The following is a 21032-nucleotide window of genomic DNA, read 5'->3' on the forward strand; positions in this document are numbered from 1 at the left end:
GCTTCGAGCTATTTCGCCTCGCCGGCATCCGGATCGTCGGCATCGGGCTTTGTGTTCTCGCGGTAGATGGCGTAGGCGGCGAGCGCAATCGCCGGGGCGAGTATGGTTCCGAGGCCGCCTTTCCCCTTGAGTAGCGCCGGCAGCACGGCGAGCGCGGCCGTGATGCCGACCGCCTTCATATCGGCATTGCGCCTCCGCGCCCGGCGTCGGGCGCGCGCGCCGGCCGACAGCTGATGGATGAGCAGGAGGAGCCCTGCGATCACCAGGAAGCCGACCCCGAAACCAAGGCAGGCTGCCATCGGCCCATAGCGACCCGCCACCCAGACATAGGCCGCTCCGACGAGGAAACCGAGGCCGCACAGTGCTGCAAGTGCTGCGAGCGCATAGACGATCGCAGCCGTGCGCGCGCGGCGCACGGCGGCAACGGCTTCACCCGAGGCGAGGCCCGAGATCAACGATGCCAGCATTCGCATCTGGGCTGAGACTAGCGGCGCGCGAGAAGCGCAAACAGAAAGCCGACGCCTGCCGCGATTGCCAGCGACGTCACCGGCTTTTCGCGCACGCTCGCCACCACTTGCGCTTCGAGATCCTTGGCGTTGCTGCGCATATTTTCAAAGGCTGCTTCGCCTTGGGCGCGCAATTGCTCGACCCCTTCCGCAGCAACGCGACGGGCAGTCCCGTAACCATGTTGGCCGGTCTCGGCCAGCTGTTCGGTGAGTTTCTGAATGTCGACTTTCAGCTGCCTGATGTCGTCTTCAAGGTCCGAATTCGGCCGGCTTTCGTTCGGGGACTTTCCTGCGGCAGTCGCCATTGCTTGACTCCTTGCGTTTGCTCGGGTCGAAACGTTCGACCCACCCCAAGGTTCCGAAATCGGAACACCTGCCATGAAAGGGTTTTTGCGCAGCCGAGTCCAGCCCGGCACGTCTCCGGCAGCCGCTCAGATCAGCGGTCGGCCACCTTCGCTCAACCCTTCCCAGCGGGCGAGTTCCTTGAGCCTTTCGTTGTCGACCACCTCGCAGCCGCCGTCGCGCCAGAAGATAGGCTTGCGGTCCATCAGCTTGCGGATCGTCTTGTTGGTGTGGACCAGCGACAGGCCGAGCGTATCGGCGAGGTGCAACGGCCGCAGTGGGCAGTTCTCACCCGAATACCGGCGGGCGGACAAGGAACGGCCTGTCTGGCCAGACATTTCATTCCCTCTTCGAAGCGGGCCCTCTTCCGGAAGGCGATAGCCAACGCCCTGCAGGCGTCGAGGTTCCGCCATCTGCGGCGGCATGTCTTTTTTAAATGACAGGATGCGAAATAACTTTAAATGACAGGAAGCCAAATAGGGATCATGACTCCTCTATCCCTTGCGCTCCCTATTCCCTGCGCCCCACGGAGACATTGCCACGTGCCCCCATTGCTGGACGGATTGCGGATTCTTGTTCTGGAGGATGAATTCCTGATCGCCATGGATGTCGAGCAGCTTTGCCGCGACTATGGCGCCGGCGATGTGGTCATCGCCCGCGATCTGGCTGAGATCGATCGGCAGAGCATTGCCTCGCAATTCGACGCGGCCATCGTCGACCTCATGCTGGGCGGCACTTCGACACTCGATTTCGCTTCGCGGCTGCGCGAATCGGGCGTGCCTTTCGTCTTCGCCTCGGGCTATTCCGAGATGGACGAAATCAAGGTGGCGTTTCCGGATGTCAGGTTGGTCACCAAGCCCTATTCGGGAGACGATCTCGTGGAGGCGGTGGCGTCGGCGTGCGGGCGCGGACCTGTTGTTTGATTTCCGCAAACCGGAGCCCGATTACCGGGCCCGACATTAATTACAGGGTCCCACATTACCGGTGGTGCGTATTCAGGCGGCGTTCGACCCCGTCACCTGAGCCGAGATCGCATCCGGGCCAAACTCGTCGTCGCCGGAAATCTTCAGGATTTCCTGCAGCCGCGTGCGGGCGCGGCTGACGCGGCTCTTGATCGTTCCGACCGCACAGCCGCAAATTTCGGCGGCTTCCTCGTAGGAAAAGCCCGACGCGCCGATGAGGATGATGGCTTCGCGCTGGTCCTCTGGCAATTGCTCGAGCGCGCTCCGAAAGTCCTTGAGGTCGAGCTGGCCGTGCTGGGCCGGATGGACGGCCAGTCTGGCGGTCATGATGCCGTCGCTATCCTGCACCTCGCGGCCGCGCTTGCGCATCTGCGAATAGAATTCGTTGCGCAGGATGGTGAACAGCCATGCCTTGAGATTGGTGCCCGGCTCGAAGCTCTCATGCTTGTCCCACGCCTTCACCAGCGTTTCCTGGACCAGATCGTCGGCCTTGTCGGCGTTTTGCGTCAACGACACGGCAAAGGCCCGCAGGCTCGGAATCGAGGCGAGCAGATCCGTCTTGAAACTCTGGGAGACGGCCGCCATGCCTCAGTCCTTTTTCCGTGCAGGTTGGGCCTGTTCCAACTGGCTGAGCAATTGGGCGAAACGATCCGGCACGCTGTCGGAGACCAGCTCGTCGTAATATTGTTTGAGTTTGCGGCCGATTTCCGAGTTTGGCCCGAGCGGGTCGCCGGAAGCAGCCCGGCGCCTGTTCGTTGCAGCGCCAGCCGTGTTGTCTTTCCTCATGTCGTCATTTCGCCCTTTGTTCCCAGTACCCTGCCGCCCTTCAATACACGACGCAAAGCAGGCGGCCCCCTCGTCTGGTTGCCAGTCCCGATCTCAAACGCCTTCCGCTTACATTAGTTCCAAGCCCTCGGAACTTTTTCGGAAAGCCGGCGTTTATGTTTTCAGGGTTTATTCTCGGGGCTTGTCATTAGCTTGGCCTGCAATCTTTGCAATTACGTCAGAGGGAGACGTCCATCATGAGCCTGTCCGCAACCATCGCTCCACACCTGCCGTTCCTGCGCCGCTTTTCGCGGGCCGTCTCCGGATCGCAGGAGAGTGGCGACGCGCTGGTCGCCGCGATGCTCGAAGCCATCATCGCCGACGTCGACATCTTTCCGAACGCGTCGAACGACCGCATCGCGCTCTACAAGGTCTTCGCCAGGCTGTTCACCTCGGTCGCCATCCGCGTTCCGCAGGAACACCCGCAGTCGGCGTGGGAACAGCGCGCCGCCGCCAATCTGAACGCGATCTCACCCCGTCCGCGCCAGGCCTTCCTGCTGGTCGCCGTCGAAGGTTTCAGCGAAGACGAGGCGGCGGAGATCCTCGACGTCGACGATCAGGAGTTCTCCGAGCTTCTTGCCGAGGCCAGCAACGAGATTTCCCGCCAGGTGGCAACCGACGTGCTGATCATCGAGGACGAGCCGCTGATCGCCATGGACATCGAGCAAATGGTCGAGAGCCTGGGGCATCGCGTTGTCGGAACGGCGCGTACCCATGCCGAGGCGGTGGCGATGTTCGCCAAGACGCGGCCGAAGATGGTGCTGGCCGACATCCAGCTTGCCGACGGCAGCTCGGGCATCGAAGCGGTCAACGAGATCCTGTCGACCACCCCGGTGCCGGTGATCTTCATCACCGCTTTTCCCGAACGCCTCCTGACCGGCGAGCGGCCGGAGCCGGCCTTCCTCGTCACCAAGCCGTTCAATCCGGAGATGGTCAAGGCCCTGATCAGCCAGGCGCTCTTCTTCGACCGGCATGCGAAAGCCGCTGCATAGGGGGGCAGCCCGGCCCTGAGCGGCCCTTTCCACAGTTCCACTGATCGCCCGTTTTCCACAGATGAGTAACGCAGGCCGCTTGCGGCCGGCACACGCCACTTGCAACTCACCTGCGCATGACGATCCAATTCGAGCGGGAAAGCTTTCCGGGGCTCGTCTTTTTCGGGAAATGCTGGAACAAACGGCAGCGAACGACGTTTTTGGCATACTATTTGAAGGAGATGGACCATGCTTTACTGGGCCCTCGTATTTCTCGTCGTTGCGATCATTGCAGGCGCTCTTGGCTTCGGCGGAATCGCCGGCACCTCGGCTGGTATAGCGCAGATATTGTTTTTCATCTTTCTCGCTTTCCTGATCATTTCGCTTATTGCGGGCTTGTTCAAACGCGCGTCGTGAACTGCGATCGAACACTGGGAGCCGCACCCCTCAAGCGGTTTCCAGCTACCGCCGGGCGGTGTCCTTAGCAGGACGTCGCTCGGCGGACTTCTTTTTGGAACCCAATTTTCCGTCAGCCGTTCAGCCTGCATTGGGCGGGTGAAGTGAACGATGCAATCCAGAGCCGGAGACATGAGAGACAGCGGACGGAGCGATGAGATCATCGCTTTGCAGTCCGCTGAGAGTGGAATGCAGCTTGGCCGGGCCCTTCTCCATGCGCTGCACAATGCCGGCATTTCGGTCCTCTATCAGGATCGCGAGATGAAAACCGTCTGGGCCCGCAACATGCGCCCGCCCTGGATTTCCGACACAGTTGTTTCCGACACGGGGGTTTCCGACACTGGCGACGGCAACGGCATCCTGCCGCTTGCGCAGGCGGAGCGCATCGGCGCGGCCAAACGCAAGGTCGTCGCATCCGGCAATCCGGAACATCTTGAGCTCAGCATTCCCGCCGACGATGGCGTCCGCTGGTTCCAAATATGGGTAGACGCGGATCATGACGACGGCGGCGCCGTGCAGGGCGTCGTCACCACAATGGTCGAAACGACCGAGCAGAAACGTCGCGAGCAAACCCTGAAGACGCTGCTGCGCGAGGTCAGCCACCGGTCGAAGAACCTTTTGGCCATCATCCAGAGCATCGCCACCCAGACCAGCCGTTATTCGGACACGCTCAGTGATTTCCTGACGCGCTTTCGCGGCCGGCTGCAGTCGCTTGCCTCATCCCAGGACCTGGTGACCTCGTCCAACTGGCGGGGAGCGGCACTGCGCGAACTGGTGTCCGGCCAGGTCGGCCGCTATGGCGCCGACCCTGTGCGCAGCCTGCGTTTTCGCGGTGCAAACCCATACCTCAATCCCAATGCCGCCCTGCATATCGGCTTGGCCATGCACGAGCTTGCCGTCAATTCTGTCAGCTACGGCGCTCTGTCGCGAGCCGACGGCTTCGTCGAGGTAACGGCCGATCTGACGGCCGCTGCCGCTGGCGAGACCGCGCTGTCGCTGACATGGGCCGAGGCCATCGGAGCCAATGACAATCAGCCCAGCGAGAAGCGCTTTGGCAGCGTCGCGCTCGAGCGCGTTGTGCCTGCGTCGTTGAACGGCACGGCGAAACTTGAAATCAGCGGGGATCGTCTCGAATACCATCTCGTCGTTCCTCGCAGCAATTTCGAGACGGATTGAACGGGCAACAGCCGAGCCCAAGAGAGCTGGCCGAGGGGGTTGGGGCCAAGAGGGGTGGGGATTGATACCGGCCGCGCCGGCTTTAACCATCTGTTCACCATAAGGTTCGATGCTGTTTTTCTCAGGCACCACTCCGCATGACGTTTTCGATCGCAGTTTGCTGCGCAGTACGGGAGAAATGGCTTTGACGGTTGCCGACATCAACAGGCTGGAACAGGCCGCACGTGTTTCGATGAGCGGGTTCCAGGATCCCGAAGCATCCGCCATACGGTCGCCCGGTGCTTCCCTCCCGATTCCCGGCCTCGCCGCAATCGGGCTGGCTGCAGTGGTCGTCCTGGCCGCCGCGTTCCAGTTGGTCTAATGCATGGTCATGCAAAGGGATGCCCTCGGGCTTGAACCGAGGGTGTGCAGCGGTTTTGCGATAACAATTTAATGCAAAGCGTCGGACGCAAGTGGCCGGCGGCTCGCGCTTGCCTGATGTCGGCCTGATCTCCAATGGTCGCGCCAGCCGGCATCGCAGGAACTTTGGCGGATGTGGCCCGTTCTATGGCGGGAGGACCGTCGCCATGGAACATATCGCTGCCGTGCTGCTGGTCATCGGTTGTTCGAACACGATGACCGAGTGCCGCGAACTGCCGGTATCGGTGAGCGTTTTCGAAACCGCTCAGGAGTGCACCGCCGCGCGCCCGTTTGCCTTGTACGATGTGCAGGGTCAGGCTCCGCGCATCATTGCTAAATGCCTTTCCGTCGATCCGGCGCTTGAGGGTGATTACGACCAGATCGTCTGGAACGTGCGCCCGGACGGCACCCTCGACGCTTCTGTGGAGATCTCCGACCTCGAGGTCGCCTCGAGCGGCGCGCGCCCCGAAAAAGATTCTCTTAGCCAACAATGAAATCGAGCAGGGCAAAACACTTTTTCGCGTGATAAATGACGGGCGGAGCTACAAGTGAGGACAAAGGCGAGGAGTGACCCTATGCGGAAGATGATTATTGCCATGGTTGCCGCAATCGCGGTCAGCGGTTGCAGCACCACCGAACAGGATGTCGGCGTCGGCGCCGGTGTCGGCGCTCTGGCCGGCGGCCTGATTGACGGCGGCAAGGGTGCGCTGGTGGGCGCAGCCATCGGTGCCGGTACCGGCCTGCTGGTGCGCAACCTGCGCAATGGCTATTGCCAGTACCGCGACAACCGTGGCCGTCTGTTTACGGCGCGCTGCTGATCCGTTTCAAGAGCAGGAGGCATTGGAAGCGGAGACCGGACGAGCCGGTCTCTGTCTACTTGGGCGCTGCATTTGGGGCGCTGCATTTGGGCGTCTTCGAAAACGCTCGGTTTAAGGCAGCCTTTCAGTCCGACAGCGGGATCCTGATTTCCACGCTCAGCCCGCTATCGTGGAAATCGCGATTGATCGTACCGCGCAATTCGCGCGTCACGTTCAGATCGATCAGCTTGGTGCCAAAACCTGTTTTGACCGGTGGTTCGAGCTTCTTCTTGCCGGCTTCGCGCCAGTTGAGAACCAGCGTTCGGTCGCTCCTGTGGCCTTCGACCGACCAGTCGACCTTGAGCGACCAGTCGCCGTTCCTGGTAATGGCCGAATTGCCGGTTTCGCCATATTTTAGCGCGTTCGTCGCCAGTTCGTGAAAGGTGAGGCCGAGCGCTTGCGTCGTCGTCTCGTCGAGCAACACCTCTGGCCCCGACAATATCCCGTCAGGAAGCTCCTTGCCGAACACCTGGCCAAGCTCGATGCGCAAGAGATCGCCAAGATCGGCCTTCTGCCAGCGCGAACGCGTCAGCATGTCCTGAGAAGCCGCCATCGCTTGCAGCCGGGCCGAAAAAGAAGACGAGAACTCGTGGACGTCGGTGGCATGCGATGCCGTCTGGCGCGCGATCGCCAGCACCCGCGTGATCGAGTTCTTGATGCGGTGCTTCATCTCCTGCAGCATCAGGTCTTTTTCGAGCAGGCTTTTTTCCGTCGTCTCATGAAGCAGCGAGACCGCGTCATAGGCCCGCTCCTGATAGCGGGCCACCAGCGCGATGGTGCCCGCGAGCAGCAGCCCGAACAGGCCGAGCATCACCGGAATGGCGCGCGAGGACGGTTGCGAGAAGGCGCTTGTCGGCCTGAACAGGACGGTCCATGGACGTCCGGCGATGGTGAGTTCGCGAGAAACCAGCAACCTGTCGCCGAAGCCCGACGCCGGCGGCGATTCCGACTGGAACAAAAGATGGTCGGCATCCACCTTGCCGTCATAGATTTCGATGTTGACCGGCAGCAGCGGCGTCCGGCTGAGCGCGGTCTGGAACAGGTCGCGGGCGCGGAACGCCGCATAAAGCAAGCCTGTTGTCGAGGATCTGGACGCATCGATGCCGTCCGCCGCGGTTTCGATGTTGAGCCGCACGAAGACCAGGAAGCCGGTGAAGGTCTGCGCAGCACCTGTTTCCTGACCCAGCTGCACGCGCCCGCTCGCGTGCTGCTGGTTGTCGGCCATCGCCCTTTCGATCGCCTCGCGCCGCACCGGTTCGGTGAACATGTCGTAGCCGATGCCGGATTGATTGGAAGGGTCCAGCGGCTCGAACAGCGTGATGGGCGCACGCCATGGCAGCGTCGTCGTGGCCGGATAGATCGCATCGCTGACGCCATAGTCGTGCAGGATGGCACGCTCGACCGCTGCCTCGTCGCCGGCTCTCACCAGCCGGAGAAAGCCGATGCCGCGCAGGCCGGCGAAATTGTCGTTGATACCCAGCGCATCGAAGAACGCCTTGAACTCGCCCCGCGAAATGTCACCATTGCGAGCCTCGAACAGCGCATGTGTCGATCGCAGCAGTGACAGATGCAGGTCGATGCGGCTATCGATTCGGTTGAGGGCGTCGTCCGCCGTCGCCTCGAATTTGATGCGCGCCGCTTCCTGGGTGGCGAAATAGGCGAATCCCGCCATTGTCAGGCTGATCAGCGCGACGGCAATGAACGCGACGATCGGGAAGAACTTCTTCAAATTGCTGCTGCGACCCATGGTTCCCCATCTTATGGGCAAGTCCCCGTGGCAACACAATGGCGCGGCCAAACCATCATGACGGCTGGCATATCACATGACAGGTATTTGACGTTTCAGGCGGCGATCTTCAGCGCGCCTGGTCCCGGAATGGCGCCGGGCGGGCACTTGCCCAGAATGATCATGCCGAGCACCTCGTCCTGGGTGACGTCGCCGGTGCGCGCCGTTCCAACGACCCGGCCATTCTTCATGACGCAGACGCGGTCGGCAAGCTCGAAGACATCGTGGATGTCATGGCTGATCAGGAAGATGCCGATGCCGTCGGCCTTGAGCTGCATGACCAGTTCGCCGACCTGCGCCGTTTCCTGCGGTCCCAGTGCCGCCGTCGGCTCATCCATGATCAGGATGCGGGCGTTGAACAGGATGGCGCGCGCGATCGCCACCGACTGCCGCTGGCCGCCCGAAAGCTTGACCACCGGCTCCTTGAAGCGCTGGAAGCGGGGATTGAGCCTGCCCATCACCTTGCGCGCCTCGGCCTCCATGGCGCCATCGTCGAGCGTGCCCCAGCCGGTCATCAGCTCGCGGCCGAGGAACAGGTTGGCGGCGGCGTCGACATTGTCGGCGAGCGCCAGCGTCTGGTAGATCGTCTCGATACCGTATTTCTTGGCGTCGCGCGGATTGGCGATCGAAGCCTCCTCGCCATTGACGAAGATCTGGCCCGAATCGCGCTTGTAGGCGCCGGACAGGATCTTGATCAGCGTCGACTTTCCCGCACCGTTGTGGCCGAGCAGCGCCACGACCTCGCCCGGGAAAAGGTCGATCGACGCATCGTCGACGGCGCGAATGCCGCCGAAGGCAATCGAGATCTTGCGCATGTCGATCAGTGGCGTGGGAGCAGTCGTGTCAGCCATGATCGTTCCTTTCCATGGTTTTGCCGAGCATGATGCTGGACCGAAACGGATGTCCAGTTTTCGCTGACGCAGACCTTCGGCTCGGGATCATGCTCAGACCCGCTTGCGGTAGACTGTGTCAAGCCAGACGGCGACGACCAGCACGGCGCCGACGACGACGCTCTGAAGCGGCGAATCGATGCCGAGCAACACCATGCCGGACTGCAGCGACTGCATCAGAAGCGCGCCCAGCATGGCGCCGAGCACCGTGCCGGAGCCGCCGGCCAGCGACGTGCCGCCGATGACGGCTGCTGCGATGACCAAGAGTTCGTCCAGCGTGCCCAGCGCATTGGTCGCCGCATTGAGGCGGGCCGAAGCAATTGCCGCGCTGATCGCGGCCAGAACGCCCATGATCATGAACACTTTCATGGTCACCCAGCGCGTGTTGATGCCGGCGAGTTCCGCCGCTTCCGGGTTGCCGCCGATGGCAAAGACGTAGCGGCCGAAACGGGTGCGCCGGGTGATGAAGGTCATGACGATGCCGACTGCGACCGCGATCAGCACCGGTATGGCGATGCCATGGGCGATGAACAGCCCGCCTTCGGGGATGGTGATGCCGTTCCGCTGGGCGTATTGGCGAACGATGCCGATCGGCCAGGGGTAGGAATTTGCGATCCAGACGGCGCCGAGGATGGCGGCGCAGGCGACAACACCAAGCAGGCTCTCCGCCCAGACTGGGCGCAACGGAAACTTGAAGCGCTTGCGCTGCGACCGGCCGTTGAGCAGCATCAAGGCGACGGCCACACAGGCGAGAATGCCGACGATCCAGCTCGCGGTCGCCCCGATCGAGCCACGCGGCCCGCCACCCATCAGCTGGAACGTGGCATCGAGCGGCGCGACGGTGCGCCCGCTCGTCATCAGCCACGCCATGCCGCGCCAGATCAGCAGGCCGCCCAGCGTCACGATGAAGGCCGGAACCTCGAGATAGGCGATGATGAAGCCCTGAAGCGCGCCGATCATGAGGCCGAGCACCACGCCGGCAGCCAATGCGATGACCCATATCCAGGGATTTCCAAGCTGGAATCCCATGACGCGGATGAGGAATTCTGCCTGCGCAACGCCCATCACCATGCCGATCACGCCTTCGACGGAGCCGACCGAAAGATCGATGTTGCGCATCACGATGACCAGCACCATGCCGGTCGCCATGATCGCGACCGAGGAAGTCTGCACCGACAGGTTCCAGAGATTGCGCGGCGTGAGGAAAAGCCCACCCGACAGGATGTGGATTCCACCCCAGATGATCAGCAGCGCGCCGACCATGCCGAGCATGCGTATGTCGAGCTCGGTTGCCTTGAGGAAGCGGCCGAAGGGGCTGAGCTCGGATTCACGCGCCCGATCGGCAGCCGGCGTGTTGGAAGTCGTGTCGGTCATGATGTCCTCCCACCGTTGCCGTTTGCCGCGGATGCCGGAAGCAGCTTAGAAATTACCCGCGAGACACCGAAAAACAACTCTTTTGAAAAAAACGCCGCGGCGTGAAGCCGCGGCGTTTCAGGTTTTTGGCGAAGGCGGATCAGTTGCAGACCGGGACGGTGCCCGCCGCCACGCCGGCGCAGACCTCTTCCTGCTTGATCCAGCCGGCGTCGATGACGACGTTGAGATTGTCCCTGGTGATGGCAATCGGCGTCAGGAACAGCGACTTGACGACATTGCCGCCCGGCGTGGTGAAATCCTTGACGCCGGCAATGTCTGTCATCGGCTTGCCGTCGGCCAGCTGCGAGGCGATCTCGGCGGCATTCTTGCCGAGCTCGCGCGCGTCTTTCCACACCGATACGGTCTGTGTGCCGAGCGCGATGCGGTTCAACGCGGCATGGTCGCCGTCCTGGCCCGAAACCGGGACGGATCCGGCCAGGCCCTGCGCCGTCAGCGCCGCGACGACGCCACCGGCGGTGCCGTCATTGGCGGCAACCACCGCATCGACCTTGTTGTCGTTGGCGGTCAGGAACTGTTCCATGTTCTTCTGGGCGTTGGCGGGAAGCCAGCCGTCCGTATAAGCCTCGCCGACATTCTTGATCTTGCCGCTGTCGATGGCATCCTTGAGCACTTCCATGGAGCCGGCGAACAGGAAATCGGCATTCGGGTCGGCGCCCGAGCCCTTGATGAAGACGTAATTGCCTTCCGGCGCCACCTTGAACACGTCGCGGGCCTGCATGCGGCCGACTTCCTGGTTGTCGAAGGTCAGATAGAACACGTCCTTGTTCTCGATCAGCCGGTCATAGCCGACGACCGGAATGCCTTCGTCCAGCGCCTTCTGCACCGCCGGACCGATGGCCGAGGCATCCTGCGCAAGGATGATCAGCGCGTTGGCGCCCTGCGAGATCAGGCTTTCGACGTCGGTCAGCTGCTTGCCGGGATTGGACTGTGCGTCGGCGGAAATATATTTGTCGCCGGCGGCCTCGATCGCCGCCTTCATGGCGGCTTCGTCGGTCTTCCAACGCTCTTCCTGGAAGTTCGACCACGAAACGCCAATGACCTTGTCCTTGGCCTGCGCGGCCGACGCGAGCGTCAGCGACATGGCGACCCCCGCCAGAATGGCGGCTGCGAATCTCTTCATGATATTCCTCCCTGCGCCGCGTAGGGCGCGACCAACTGGCCCGAAGGCCGGCACAAAGGCTCCTATTTTTTCGAGCCTCGAAAAAATACTGGTCCAACGCCGAAGCACTGTCAACACCAATTCTGATGGATTTTGACGTCCTGTCGGGTTTTTTTTCGAGGCTCGGAATAAATAATGACAGCCCCTTCTGCTTCTGCCAGTATTTGTCGGACATTACCGACGGCTTCCGATTCATGAGCGGCCGCGGCAATGAGGAGGAAACAAAAAATGTCGGTGGGAATCCGTCATGACGATCTGCGCCGGCGCAACCGGGCGATGGTGATTTCGGCGGTACGCCGGGCAGGCCAGCCGTCGCGGACCGAGATCGCCGCGACCACCGGCCTCAGCCATTCGACCATATCGGCGATCTCTGCCGACCTGATCCAGGAAGGCATCCTGGCCGAGAGCAAGGCGAGCGAGACGGTTTCGCTGAAACGCGGCCGGCCGCAGGTCGGCCTCAGCCTCAATCCGCAAGCCGCTGCCGTGTTGGCCGTCGTGTTGTCGCTGAATTTCCTGTCGGTCGCCGTCATCGACTATGCCGGACAAGTGGTCGCCGAGGAACAGCGCCGGCTGGACACGCTGACCATGTCGCGCGACGCGCTGATCGGCGAATGTGTCGCCATCGTCCGGCGCCGGCTCGAAGATCCCGACCTCGATGTCCAAAGCGTCGCCCGCATCGCGCTGGCGATCCAGGGCATCACCGATTCTCACGCGCGCGCCATGTTGTGGTCGCCGATCACGCCGCAGACGAACATCGCCTTCGCCGACATTCTGGAACGCGAGTTCGGCATCTCGGCCATCATGGAGAACGACTGCAACATGATGGCCGTGGCGCTGCGCTGGCGCCACCCGCATCGCTACCGCGACGATTTCATCGCCATCCTGCTCTCGCACGGCATCGGCATGGGGCTGGTGCTGAAGGGCGAGCTGTTCACCGGCACCCACTCCTCGGGCGGCGAATTCGGCCACATGATCCATCGGCCGGGCGGCGCCCTTTGCCGCTGCGGGCGGCGCGGCTGCGTCGAGGCTTATGCCGGCAATTACGCCATCTGGCGCAACGCAAGGCAATTGAGCGAGAACGCCGAGCCGGTCGCCGATGTCAGCGACGCCGAGATGCGGGCACTGGCGGCCCGGGCGCGCCAGACGGACGGACCGGAGCGCGAAGCCTACCGCAAGGCCGGCGAAGCGCTCGGCTTCGGGCTCGGCAGCCTGTTCGCGCTGATCGATCCGGCACCGGTGGCCATGGTCGGCGCCAGCGCTGCCGCCTTCGACCTGATCGAACCGGCCCTGCGCGAGGCCATCGCCCAGACCGCTGGCGGCCAGCATTCGGGTTCGATTTCCTTCGACACCGAGCCGAACGAGCTGCCGCTGATCCGCGAAGGCTGCGCCATGCGGGCGCTGAGCTTCGTCGATCAGGAGATTTTCGCGCCGAGCATCCAGGCACGAGCCGGCTCGGTGGGAAAGAACGTGGCTTGAGTTCGAAGGCAGGGATCCCCGGATCGCGACTTGGCGTGTGTTCCGGTCAGGCCGCGCCGAGGATGGTGGATTCCGAGAACCGGAGCGGAGCGTACTTTCGGGTACGTCAGCACCGGAAGCGCAGGTATCAGCCGTTCGCAGGCCGGCATCACCTGAATATCAGCTAGTCTTCCCTGATCGCATAGCCGGCGCCGCGGATGGTGCGGATGACATCGGGCATGCGACCATTGTTGACCGCCTTGCGCAACCGGCCGACATGGACGTCCACCGTGCGCTCGTCGATGTAGATCGTCTCGCCCCAGACATTGTCGAGCAACTGGCTGCGCGAGAAGACCCGGCCCGGGTGGCGCATCATGAATTCGAGCAGCCGGAATTCGGTCGGCCCGAGCCGAATCTCGCTCTTCTTGCGATAGACCCGGTGCGATTCACGATCGAGCATGATGTCGCCGACCTTGAGCACGCTGGACAGCACTTCGGGCTTGGCGCGGCGCAGCAGCGCCTTGACCCTGGCCATGAATTCCGGTGTCGAGAACGGCTTGACCAGATAGTCGTCGGCTCCGGTCGAAAGGCCTCGCACCCGGTCGCTCTCCTCGCCGCGCGCGGTCAGCATGATGATCGGCAGCCGCTCGGTTTCGGGGCGCACCCGAAGGCGCCGGCAAAGCTCGATGCCGGAAACCGCCGGCACCATCCAGTCAAGCACCAAAAGATCGGGCACGTTTTCCTGCAGCCGGATTTCGGCCTCGTCGCCGCGCGTCACCACCTCGACCTGATAGCCTTCGGATTCAAGATTGTAACGGAGGAGGACGCCCAGCGGCTCTTCATCCTCCACCACCATGATGCGCGGCGCGATCATCGGCCGGTCACTCCTGTCCTGTCGCCGGCGCCGACATCGTCGTTTCGTCGAGCTTCGGGCGATCCGCCGGCAATTGCTGCCCGGTCACGACAAAATAGGCGTTTTCGGCGATGTTGGTGACATGATCGCCGATACGCTCGAGATTCTTGGCGCAGAACAGAAGGTGCGTGCAGGCGGTGATGTTGCGCGGATCCTCCATCATGTAGGTCAGGAGCTCGCGAAAAACCGCCGTGTATTTCACGTCGATCTTCTGGTCGTCGGCGCGCAGTTCCTTCAACGCGCCGGCATCGCGCGACACATAGTGCTCAACCACGCCGCGCAGCTGCACAAGAACGAGATCCGCCATCGCATCTATACCGTGCGACAGATTCCGCGGCGTCGCGCTCTGCCCGACTGCGCTGACCCGCTTGGCTATGTTCTTGGCCAGATCGCCGATGCGCTCGAGATCGCCGGCCATGCGGATTGCGCCAACCACTGCGCGCAGATCCTGCGCCATCGGCTGCCGTTTGGCGATCAGCGTGATGGCGCTGTCGTCGAGTTCGCGCTGCCGCGCATCCATGATGGCGTCGTCCGAGACGACGCGCTGCGCCATCGCATTGTCCGACGCAAGCAACGCGCGGATCGAGGCCGCGACCATTGCGGCGGCGAGCTCGTCCATGTCGCGGATCAGCCGGTCGATGTGCTCCAGTTCCTCGTCGAAAGATGCGACGGTGTGTTCACCCATGGTGCTGTCCTCGTGTTCGAAATTCGCCGGACCGCTCAGCCGAACCGGCCGGTGATGTAGTCCTGGGTGCGCTTATCGTCGGGGTTGGTGAACATCTTGTCGGTCGCGCCCTCCTCGACCAGATAGCCGAGATGGAACATCGCCGTGCGTTGCGACACGCGCGCCGCCTGCTGCATCGAATGGGTGACGATGACGATCGTATAGTTCTGGCGCAGTTCGTCGATCAGTTCCTCGACGCGGGCGGTGGCGATCGGATCGAGCGCCGAACAGGGCTCGTCCATCAGGATCACTTCCGGCGACACGGCGATGGCGCGCGCGATGCACAGGCGCTGCTGCTGTCCGCCGGACAGTCCAGTACCCGACTCGAGCAGGCGATCCTTGACCTCGTTGAACAGGCCGGCCTTCTTCAGGCTCGATTCGACGATGCCGTCCAACTCGGCCTTGCTCCTGGCCAGGCCGTGGATGCGCGGGCCGTAGGCGACGTTTTCGTAGATCGACTTCGGAAACGGGTTCGGCTTCTGGAATACCATGCCGACGCGAGCTCGCAACTCGACGACATCGATTTTCGGATCGTAGACGCCCTCGCCGTCGAGCGTGATCTTGCCGCTCACCCGCGCGATATCGATGGTGTCGTTCATTCGGTTCAGGCAACGCAGGAACGTCGACTTGCCACAGCCCGATGGCCCGATCAACGCCGTCACCTGATGCTCGCGGACATCGAGATCGACGTCGAACAGAGCTCGCTTCTCGCCGTAGTGAACAGAGACCTTTTCGCCCTTCATCTTGATCGAAGGGGCGTTGGTTGCGCTGCTCAGTTTCTGCTCGACGCCGGCTTCCGTCATGATGTTCATATCCTCTACTCCTTACCAGCGCCGCTCGAAGCGCCTGCGCAGTATCACCGCGATGGCATTCATGATGACCAAAAACACCAGCAAAATCAAAATCGCCGCCGAAGTCTTCTGCTGGAACCCCGCTTCCGGGAAATCCGCCCACATGAAAATCTGCACCGGCAGGATCGTCGCGGGATCGGTGAAGCCGCCGGGAATGTCGACGATGAAGGCGACCATGCCGATCATCAGCAACGGCGCGGTTTCGCCGAGCGCATGCGCCATTCCGAGGATGGTGCCGGTCATGATGCCCGGCATCGCCAGTGGCAGGACGTGATGGAATACGGTCTGGACCTTGGACGCTCCGATGCCAAGCGCCGCCTCGCGGATCGAAGGCGGCACGGCGCGCAGCGAAGCGCGCGAGGCGATAATGATGATCGGCAGGGTCATCAGCGCCAGCACCATGCCGCCGACCACCGGGGCTGAGCGCGGCATGCCGAAGAAATTCAGGAATACGGCAAGTCCAAGCAGGCCGAAGACGATCGAAGGCACCGCCGCCAGATTGTTGATATTCACTTCGATCATCGTCGTCAGCCGGTTCTTGGGTGCAAATTCCTCAAGATAGATCGCCGCTGAAACGCCGATCGGGAAGGCGATTGCGAGGGTTACGATCATGGTCAGGAACGATCCGACGACCGCGCCCCAGACACCGGCCAATTCCGGCTCGCGGCTTGCGCCGGTGAAGAAGAAGATCGAGTTGAACCGGCTTTCGATCAGGCCGGCGCTCTTCAGCGTGTCGAGCCAGACGATCACCTTGTCCGAAATCTTTCGCGATGCTTCCGGCGTCTCGATGACGCGCAGGAATGCCTGGCCGCTCGCGGCGGGCGCCGTGCTGTCCAGCGCCTCGATCACCGTGCCTTTTGCGATCACCGTGCCGTTGGCCGCAGGCGACAGCGAGGTCAGCTTGACCGTGCCGCCATTGAACGCGACCAGCAGCGACGACGCGCCGCTCGTCAGCGTAAACTTGCCGTTTTCGCCCTCGGTCGCACCATGGCCGCGCGCCAGCGCCAGCATGGCATCGTCGCCGAAGGTCAGATCGATGTCGCCGCTGGTTTCCGAAGGCGTGACGCTTGTCGAAATCGCTTCGTCCGAACCGACGTCGGCAAGCAAACCCTTGAGATAGAGGTCGGCAAAATCGTCAAGTGGAACCGCATAGTCCACCGTTCCTCCGAGCATCCCCGGATCAGCAGCAATATCCTTGCGCAGGAACACGCCTGTGCCGGTGGAAATCAGCCCGCGCAGCAGGCGCTTGTCCTGGCGGCTCGTCACATCCGGAAATTTTGCCGTAAGCGCTTCCTGAGCGATGGCGTCGTAGTTCACTTCATCGAGTTTCGCCGGGTCGACCTTGGCCGCTGAAAGATCGATCGGCAGCGTCAGATAGTTCTGCCGCAGCGCCGGAATCGCCTGCGTGACGATCGTCGACAGGAGCAGCACTAGGAACAAGCCGGCCAACGCAACAGCTGCGGCGCCAAGCCATTTGAACCACGTTTCCGTGCGGTAGCGGCCCTTCAGCCGCGCCTTCGCGGCATCGTCGGTATGAATGCTGACCGGCCGTCCGACGGCGCCGAATGACGAGATCGCATCAGTCATATTGCTCTCGGTATTTCTGGACGACGCGCAAAGCGACGATGTTGAGGGTAAGCGTGATGCAGAACAGCACCAGGCCGAGCGCGAAGGCTGCAAGCGTCTTGGCGCTGTCGAACTCCTGGTCGCCCACCAGCAGCGTCACGATCTGCACGGTCACGGTGGTGACCGCTTCGAGCGGGTTGGCCGTGAGGTTTGCCGCCAGCCCCGCCGCCATCACCACGATCATCGTTTCGCCGATTGCGCGGCTGACGGCAAGCAGCATCGCCGAAACGATGCCCGGAAGGGCAGCGGGAAGGACCACCTTGCGGATGGTTTCCGACTTGGTCGCGCCGAGGCCCGCGGAACCGTCTCTCAGGGATTGCGGAACGGCGTTGATCACATCGTCGGAAAGCGAGGAAACGAAGGGAATGATCATGATACCCATGACCACGCCTGCGGCGAGCGCGGATTCAGACGCGACGTTGAGGCCCAGGCTTTCGCCGATACCGCGGAAGTAGGGCGCAACCGTCAGCGCGGCGAAGAAGCCGTAGACGACGGTCGGAATGCCGGCGAGGATTTCAAGAACCGGCTTTGCGACCGCGCGGACGCTTTTGGAGGCGTAATCCGAAAGGTAGATCGCGGCCATCAACCCGATAGGCGCAGCCACCAGCATGGCGATGAAGGTGATCAGCAACGTGCCGGCAAAGAGCGGCACCATGCCAAAAATGTCCTCGTTGACCGCCCCGGCCTCCGCTCCCGCGCCGGTGAAGGCGCTCTGCGGCGACCAATGCGTGCCGAACAGGAACTTATAGAACGGCACCTGTTGGAAGAACCGCAGGGACTCGAAGATAAGCGACAGGACGATGCCGATCGTCGTCAGGATCGCGACCACCGAACAGGCGATCAAGAATGCGCGAAGAACGCGCTCGACCACGTGGCGCGCCCGGTAGGCCTGTGCGATGCGTGAATAGGCCCAGTAAAATCCGGACGCGGAAAGCACGAGCGCGACCGTCCAGATGATCCAGGTGCTGGTCGCATGGACCGATTTGTAGAGCGCGGCGGCCGCCTCTTTCGTGGGATCGGCAAAGCCGACAAGCCCGCCAAAGGCCATCGCGCGAGCGTCGCGGATGAAAGCTTCGACCTGCGGGACGCCCATTCCCGACAACTCGGAGGAGAAGCGGTCGGCAATGATCGACGATTCAATTCCTGGCGTCACCAGCGACCACAACACGATCGCAAGCAGCGCGGGACCGGCAGCAAAAAGCGCCAGAAACATGCCATGCTGGCCAGGCAGCGAATGCAGTCGCGCGACGTCGCCATTGACACTGGCAATGGCGCGGGTCCGGCCGAGCCAATAGGCCGCAGCGGCCAGAACCACCAGAAGAACAACGAGATAACCGACCATGATTCGGGACGTCCCCTCGACCGCCGGTCATTCACCGGCTCAAAGCACGGGACCTATGGTCCCGCGCTTTGTGCTTTAGGATATGAGGGGTCAGAGCAGTACGCTCGGACCCCCGAAACATCAGGAGCCCATGCCCTTCAGGGCCTTGGCGTTTTCGGCCGACTTGGCACGCTCGGCGTCCGGCAGCGGGATCAGGCCCTTGTCGGCCAGATAACCATCAGGACCCCATGCAGCCTCCGAGGTGTACTCGGCGATGAATTCCTGCATGCCGGGGATGACGCCGACATGCTCTTTTTTGGCATAGACAAAGAGCGAGCGGGAAACGCCGTAATCGCCGGATGCGATGTTCTCGAAAGTCGGCTCGACGCCGTCGACCTTGTGGCCCTGCAGCTTGTCGGCGTTCTGGTCAAGGAACGAGAAGCCAAAGACGCCGAAGGCATTCGGGTTGGCTTCCAGCTTCTGGACGATCAGATTGTCGTTTTCGCCGGCCTCGACAAAAGCGCCGTCTTCGCGGATCTCGCCGCAGCCCTTTTCGTTAGCCGCCTTCACTTCTTCCTGGCAGGCCGCATCCATGACGAGTTCGACGAACGCATCGCGCGTGCCGGATGTCGGCGGCGGGCCAAGCACCTCGATCTTTGTCGCGGGAAGCGATGCATCGACATCCGACCAGTTCTTGTAGGGGTTGGCGACGACCTTGCCGTCAACAGCGACGTTCTTGGCGAGCGCCTTGAAAACCTGTTCCTTGGTCAGATCGACGACCGTCCCTGCCTTCGAGTTGGCCAGTACGATGCCGTCGAAGCCGACCTTGATCTCGACCGGTGTCACGCCGTTTGCCTTGCAGGTTTTAAGCTCGCTGTCCTTGATGGCGCGCGAGGCATTGGTGAAGTCGGCGGTATTTTCGCCGACGCCCTGGCAAAACAGCTTCATGCCGCCGCCGGTGCCAGTCGACTCGACGACCGGGGTCTTGATCTTTCCGCTCTGGCCGAGCTTTTCAGCGACAGCCGTCGTGAAGGGGAACACTGTGGACGAACCGACGATTTGAATCTGGTCGCGCGCGGCGGCATAACCAGCCGACGCGGCGAGCGCAAGCGCCGCGGCCGACGCCGTAAGGAGGAATTTCTTCATGTGGCCTGCTCCTGTTCGGAAAATGGTCTCTCGGCGCCATTCCTTCGGCGCCCGCTGAGGCCATAGCCCCCGATTATTACAGTCACATGACAGTTTGATGTCAGCCCGGTAACCACCGCACAGCCCTGTCAAAAGGCAGGGCCGCGGATCTCGCCGCTGCAGCCGTGGTTTGCCGCTGGAATCAGCAGCTTGCGCGATTTGCGGCCGGCATTTGCCTGGACAGGCGAACAACTGGCGCCGAAAAAGAAAATCCGGGCGGGAGCGCGTTGCATGCGGCCAAGGAGGTCATGGCCGTGCCATCGCCGAAGCAGGTCCGTTGGGGTAAATCTGACCCTGCTTCTTGCCGGCGGTCGCTGCTCCCGCCCGTAACTGGAGGAGCGGAACTCGAATGCGCTTATTGTTCCAACCGGACGCATGCTTTGGTATGGTGCGATCGCACCATAGTCTTGTCGCAACGCCTCGCCGAATCGGCTGGACCCGATAGGCTGACATGGCTATCCCACGCTGGATTTCCCCGTCCGCGGACCTTTTCGAGCAAGGCGCCCTTCGCTAATGGGCTTAGGGCTGATGGGCTTGGGCAGGCAATCGTCCATGCCCCGACCCCCAATCGCGCCAAAGTCGCGCCAGGGACGCTGCGGCACTTTGATTTTTGCGCATGATCCCAGCGAAATCGATTCCGATTCTCCGGGTCATGCGCTAGCCTTGCCCGCAGTGTATTCCGACGGTTGTCGGTAGAACCGAAGCCGCGTTATAGATCCCGCAAGGGTGTTGCCGATGTTGCGACGGATCCTGCCTTTTTTCGTGTGCCCGATGCTGCTGCTAGGGGGCGGCTGCTCGCGCAGCTACGACGGCACCGTCGTCATTCCAAGGCCGCTCGATGTCCGGCGGTTCTGGGACCGGCCGCAGCAGCAGGCGCAAGCCGAACAGCCGCAGTTGCTGCAGACCGATGTCTTTCCTGCGGCGCCCGAAACGCCGGAAACAGCGGCGGCCCGCAAAATCGACACCTCCGTGGCGCCGAGAAGGAAAATCGCCAGGATTGCCAGACAACCACCGACGCCGTCATCCGAGCCGGCGAAACCGCTCACCTGCAGGAACGTCAGCCAACCCGGAAAACGGGTCCGCATGGTCTGCGAATAGCCAGCCGGCATTCAAGCGCTGGCAGCTAAAAGATGCGGCCCCGAAAAACGTTGTTGCGCACCCGCCGCAGCGGTTCGGTCCGCGCAGGCCGAGAGC

General features: G+C 62.4%; 23 protein-coding genes and 1 pseudogene. 9 read left to right on the forward strand and 15 right to left on the reverse strand.

The annotated features are described in order from the left end of the window. Positions 1-8: 8 nt before the first annotated feature. From M727_RS0115615 to M727_RS0115625, 3 genes and pseudogenes are all read right to left on the reverse strand, one after another. A complete protein-coding gene (locus tag M727_RS0115615) occupies positions 9-473 on the reverse strand; it encodes a hypothetical protein (protein WP_027153464.1) in 465 nt (154 codons plus the stop codon). Between the two features lie 11 nt (positions 474-484). Continuing rightward, positions 485-811 (reverse strand): DUF883 family protein, encoded by a 327-nt coding sequence (locus M727_RS0115620; RefSeq protein ID WP_023797113.1) that lies wholly within the window; start codon positions 809-811, stop codon positions 485-487. A gap of 126 nt (positions 812-937) precedes the next feature. Then, positions 938-1114: pseudogene (locus M727_RS0115625) on the reverse strand (Crp/Fnr family transcriptional regulator); the annotation flags it as partial. A 276-nt stretch (positions 1115-1390) separates the two neighbouring features. Here M727_RS0115625 and M727_RS0115630 point away from each other — a divergent pair. Next, a complete protein-coding gene (locus tag M727_RS0115630; RefSeq protein WP_027153466.1) occupies positions 1391-1771 on the forward strand; it encodes a response regulator in 381 nt (126 codons plus the stop codon). A gap of 72 nt (positions 1772-1843) precedes the next feature. Here the strand turns inward: M727_RS0115630 and M727_RS0115635 are convergent, their stop codons facing one another. Then, complete coding sequence (locus M727_RS0115635) at positions 1844-2395, reverse strand: RNA polymerase sigma factor (RefSeq protein WP_023797110.1); 552 nt, start codon at positions 2393-2395, stop codon at positions 1844-1846. 3 nt (positions 2396-2398) lie between these two features. Further along, a complete protein-coding gene (locus M727_RS0115640) occupies positions 2399-2596 on the reverse strand; it encodes a NepR family anti-sigma factor (RefSeq protein WP_027153467.1) in 198 nt (65 codons plus the stop codon). Positions 2597-2832: 236 nt separating this feature from the next. Here M727_RS0115640 and M727_RS0115645 point away from each other — a divergent pair, with 236 nt between their 5' ends. The 6 genes from M727_RS0115645 to M727_RS0115670 all read left to right on the forward strand — a co-directional run bounded on the left by M727_RS0115645 (position 2833) and on the right by M727_RS0115670 (position 6455). Beyond that, a complete protein-coding gene (locus tag M727_RS0115645) occupies positions 2833-3627 on the forward strand; it encodes a response regulator (protein WP_023797108.1) in 795 nt (264 codons plus the stop codon). 228 nt (positions 3628-3855) lie between these two features. Beyond that, positions 3856-4023, forward strand: a complete 168-nt coding sequence (locus M727_RS39970) for a DUF1328 domain-containing protein (protein ID WP_023797107.1) — start codon at positions 3856-3858, stop codon at positions 4021-4023. 150 nt (positions 4024-4173) lie between these two features. Beyond that, on the forward strand, positions 4174-5238 hold the full coding sequence (locus M727_RS0115655; protein WP_027153468.1) for a PAS domain-containing sensor histidine kinase: 1065 nt from the start codon (positions 4174-4176) through the stop codon (positions 5236-5238). Positions 5239-5416: 178 nt separating this feature from the next. Beyond that, the gene (locus tag M727_RS0115660; protein WP_027153469.1) at positions 5417-5599 is read left to right on the forward strand and encodes a hypothetical protein; all 183 of its coding nucleotides are present in this window, start codon (positions 5417-5419) and stop codon (positions 5597-5599) included. Positions 5600-5804: 205 nt separating this feature from the next. Further along, positions 5805-6131: a hypothetical protein gene (locus M727_RS0115665; RefSeq protein ID WP_027153470.1), complete on the forward strand. Its 327-nt coding sequence runs from the start codon at positions 5805-5807 to the stop codon at positions 6129-6131. An 81-nt stretch (positions 6132-6212) separates the two neighbouring features. Continuing rightward, entirely contained in the window at positions 6213-6455 is a 243-nt protein-coding gene (locus M727_RS0115670) for a YMGG-like glycine zipper-containing protein (protein ID WP_027153471.1), read from the forward strand. A gap of 124 nt (positions 6456-6579) precedes the next feature. On the opposite strand, the gene M727_RS0115675 is transcribed toward M727_RS0115670, so the two are convergent. From M727_RS0115675 to xylF, 4 genes are all read right to left on the reverse strand, one after another. Next, the gene (locus tag M727_RS0115675) at positions 6580-8223 is read right to left on the reverse strand and encodes a CHASE domain-containing protein (RefSeq protein ID WP_027153472.1); all 1644 of its coding nucleotides are present in this window, start codon (positions 8221-8223) and stop codon (positions 6580-6582) included. A 113-nt stretch (positions 8224-8336) separates the two neighbouring features. Further along, a complete protein-coding gene (locus tag M727_RS0115680) occupies positions 8337-9131 on the reverse strand; it encodes an ATP-binding cassette domain-containing protein (protein ID WP_027153473.1) in 795 nt (264 codons plus the stop codon). A gap of 93 nt (positions 9132-9224) precedes the next feature. After that, positions 9225-10544 carry a sugar ABC transporter permease gene (locus M727_RS0115685; RefSeq protein ID WP_027153474.1) on the reverse strand — a complete coding sequence of 440 codons (1320 nt, stop codon included), beginning with the start codon at positions 10542-10544 and terminating at the stop codon, positions 9225-9227. A gap of 139 nt (positions 10545-10683) precedes the next feature. Then, positions 10684-11724, reverse strand: a complete 1041-nt coding sequence (gene xylF, locus M727_RS0115690) for a D-xylose ABC transporter substrate-binding protein (protein ID WP_027153475.1) — start codon at positions 11722-11724, stop codon at positions 10684-10686. A gap of 267 nt (positions 11725-11991) precedes the next feature. Here xylF and M727_RS0115695 point away from each other — a divergent pair, with 267 nt between their 5' ends. Continuing rightward, positions 11992-13239 carry an ROK family protein gene (locus tag M727_RS0115695; RefSeq protein ID WP_027153476.1) on the forward strand — a complete coding sequence of 416 codons (1248 nt, stop codon included), beginning with the start codon at positions 11992-11994 and terminating at the stop codon, positions 13237-13239. A gap of 163 nt (positions 13240-13402) precedes the next feature. On the opposite strand, the gene phoB is transcribed toward M727_RS0115695, so the two are convergent. The 6 genes from phoB to M727_RS0115725 all read right to left on the reverse strand — a co-directional run bounded on the left by phoB (position 13403) and on the right by M727_RS0115725 (position 19799). Next, positions 13403-14092, reverse strand: a complete 690-nt coding sequence (gene phoB, locus M727_RS0115700; RefSeq protein WP_031254097.1) for a phosphate regulon transcriptional regulator PhoB — start codon at positions 14090-14092, stop codon at positions 13403-13405. Between the two features lie 7 nt (positions 14093-14099). After that, positions 14100-14816 (reverse strand): phosphate signaling complex protein PhoU, encoded by a 717-nt coding sequence (phoU, locus tag M727_RS0115705; protein WP_027153477.1) that lies wholly within the window; start codon positions 14814-14816, stop codon positions 14100-14102. A gap of 35 nt (positions 14817-14851) precedes the next feature. Beyond that, positions 14852-15667, reverse strand: coding sequence for a phosphate ABC transporter ATP-binding protein PstB (gene pstB / locus M727_RS0115710; protein WP_027153478.1), 816 nt, complete (start codon positions 15665-15667; stop codon positions 14852-14854). Positions 15668-15679: 12 nt separating this feature from the next. After that, on the reverse strand, positions 15680-17293 hold the full coding sequence (pstA, locus tag M727_RS0115715) for a phosphate ABC transporter permease PstA (protein ID WP_027153479.1): 1614 nt from the start codon (positions 17291-17293) through the stop codon (positions 15680-15682). Further along, positions 17286-18674, reverse strand: coding sequence for a phosphate ABC transporter permease subunit PstC (pstC, locus tag M727_RS0115720; RefSeq protein WP_027153480.1), 1389 nt, complete (start codon positions 18672-18674; stop codon positions 17286-17288). The genes pstA and pstC overlap by 8 nt, the downstream gene beginning before the upstream one ends. A gap of 120 nt (positions 18675-18794) precedes the next feature. Then, the gene (locus tag M727_RS0115725; protein WP_027153481.1) at positions 18795-19799 is read right to left on the reverse strand and encodes a PstS family phosphate ABC transporter substrate-binding protein; all 1005 of its coding nucleotides are present in this window, start codon (positions 19797-19799) and stop codon (positions 18795-18797) included. 774 nt (positions 19800-20573) lie between these two features. On the opposite strand from M727_RS0115725, the gene M727_RS0115735 reads away from it, so the two are divergent. Beyond that, on the forward strand, positions 20574-20936 hold the full coding sequence (locus tag M727_RS0115735; RefSeq protein WP_128181846.1) for a hypothetical protein: 363 nt from the start codon (positions 20574-20576) through the stop codon (positions 20934-20936). Positions 20937-21032: the final 96 nt, after the last annotated feature.

The organism is Mesorhizobium sp. WSM2561 (assembly GCF_000513915.1).
Taxonomy (GTDB): domain Bacteria; phylum Pseudomonadota; class Alphaproteobacteria; order Rhizobiales; family Rhizobiaceae; genus Mesorhizobium; species Mesorhizobium muleiense.

Excerpts from the sequence above, each read along its gene's own strand:
- M727_RS0115615 (WP_027153464.1), bottom strand. The coding sequence starts at position 473 with ATGCGAATGCTGGCATCGTTGATCTCGGGCCTCGCCTCGGGTGAAGCC.
- M727_RS0115620 (WP_023797113.1), bottom strand. The coding sequence starts at position 811 with ATGGCGACTGCCGCAGGAAAGTCCCCGAACGAAAGCCGGCCGAATTCG.
- M727_RS0115635 (WP_023797110.1), bottom strand. The coding sequence starts at position 2,395 with ATGGCGGCCGTCTCCCAGAGTTTCAAGACGGATCTGCTCGCCTCGATT.
- M727_RS0115640 (WP_027153467.1), bottom strand. The coding sequence starts at position 2,596 with ATGAGGAAAGACAACACGGCTGGCGCTGCAACGAACAGGCGCCGGGCT.
- M727_RS0115645 (WP_023797108.1), top strand. The coding sequence starts at position 2,833 with ATGAGCCTGTCCGCAACCATCGCTCCACACCTGCCGTTCCTGCGCCGC.
- M727_RS39970 (WP_023797107.1), top strand. The coding sequence starts at position 3,856 with ATGCTTTACTGGGCCCTCGTATTTCTCGTCGTTGCGATCATTGCAGGC.
- M727_RS0115655 (WP_027153468.1), top strand. The coding sequence starts at position 4,174 with ATGCAATCCAGAGCCGGAGACATGAGAGACAGCGGACGGAGCGATGAG.
- M727_RS0115660 (WP_027153469.1), top strand. The coding sequence starts at position 5,417 with ATGGCTTTGACGGTTGCCGACATCAACAGGCTGGAACAGGCCGCACGT.
- M727_RS0115665 (WP_027153470.1), top strand. The coding sequence starts at position 5,805 with ATGGAACATATCGCTGCCGTGCTGCTGGTCATCGGTTGTTCGAACACG.
- M727_RS0115670 (WP_027153471.1), top strand. The coding sequence starts at position 6,213 with ATGCGGAAGATGATTATTGCCATGGTTGCCGCAATCGCGGTCAGCGGT.
- M727_RS0115680 (WP_027153473.1), bottom strand. The coding sequence starts at position 9,131 with ATGGCTGACACGACTGCTCCCACGCCACTGATCGACATGCGCAAGATC.
- M727_RS0115685 (WP_027153474.1), bottom strand. The coding sequence starts at position 10,544 with ATGACCGACACGACTTCCAACACGCCGGCTGCCGATCGGGCGCGTGAA.
- xylF (WP_027153475.1), bottom strand. The coding sequence starts at position 11,724 with ATGAAGAGATTCGCAGCCGCCATTCTGGCGGGGGTCGCCATGTCGCTG.
- M727_RS0115695 (WP_027153476.1), top strand. The coding sequence starts at position 11,992 with ATGTCGGTGGGAATCCGTCATGACGATCTGCGCCGGCGCAACCGGGCG.
- phoB (WP_031254097.1), bottom strand. The coding sequence starts at position 14,092 with ATGATCGCGCCGCGCATCATGGTGGTGGAGGATGAAGAGCCGCTGGGC.
- phoU (WP_027153477.1), bottom strand. The coding sequence starts at position 14,816 with ATGGGTGAACACACCGTCGCATCTTTCGACGAGGAACTGGAGCACATC.
- pstB (WP_027153478.1), bottom strand. The coding sequence starts at position 15,667 with ATGAACATCATGACGGAAGCCGGCGTCGAGCAGAAACTGAGCAGCGCA.
- pstA (WP_027153479.1), bottom strand. The coding sequence starts at position 17,293 with ATGACTGATGCGATCTCGTCATTCGGCGCCGTCGGACGGCCGGTCAGC.
- pstC (WP_027153480.1), bottom strand. The coding sequence starts at position 18,674 with ATGGTCGGTTATCTCGTTGTTCTTCTGGTGGTTCTGGCCGCTGCGGCC.
- M727_RS0115725 (WP_027153481.1), bottom strand. The coding sequence starts at position 19,799 with ATGAAGAAATTCCTCCTTACGGCGTCGGCCGCGGCGCTTGCGCTCGCC.
- M727_RS0115735 (WP_128181846.1), top strand. The coding sequence starts at position 20,574 with ATGTTGCGACGGATCCTGCCTTTTTTCGTGTGCCCGATGCTGCTGCTA.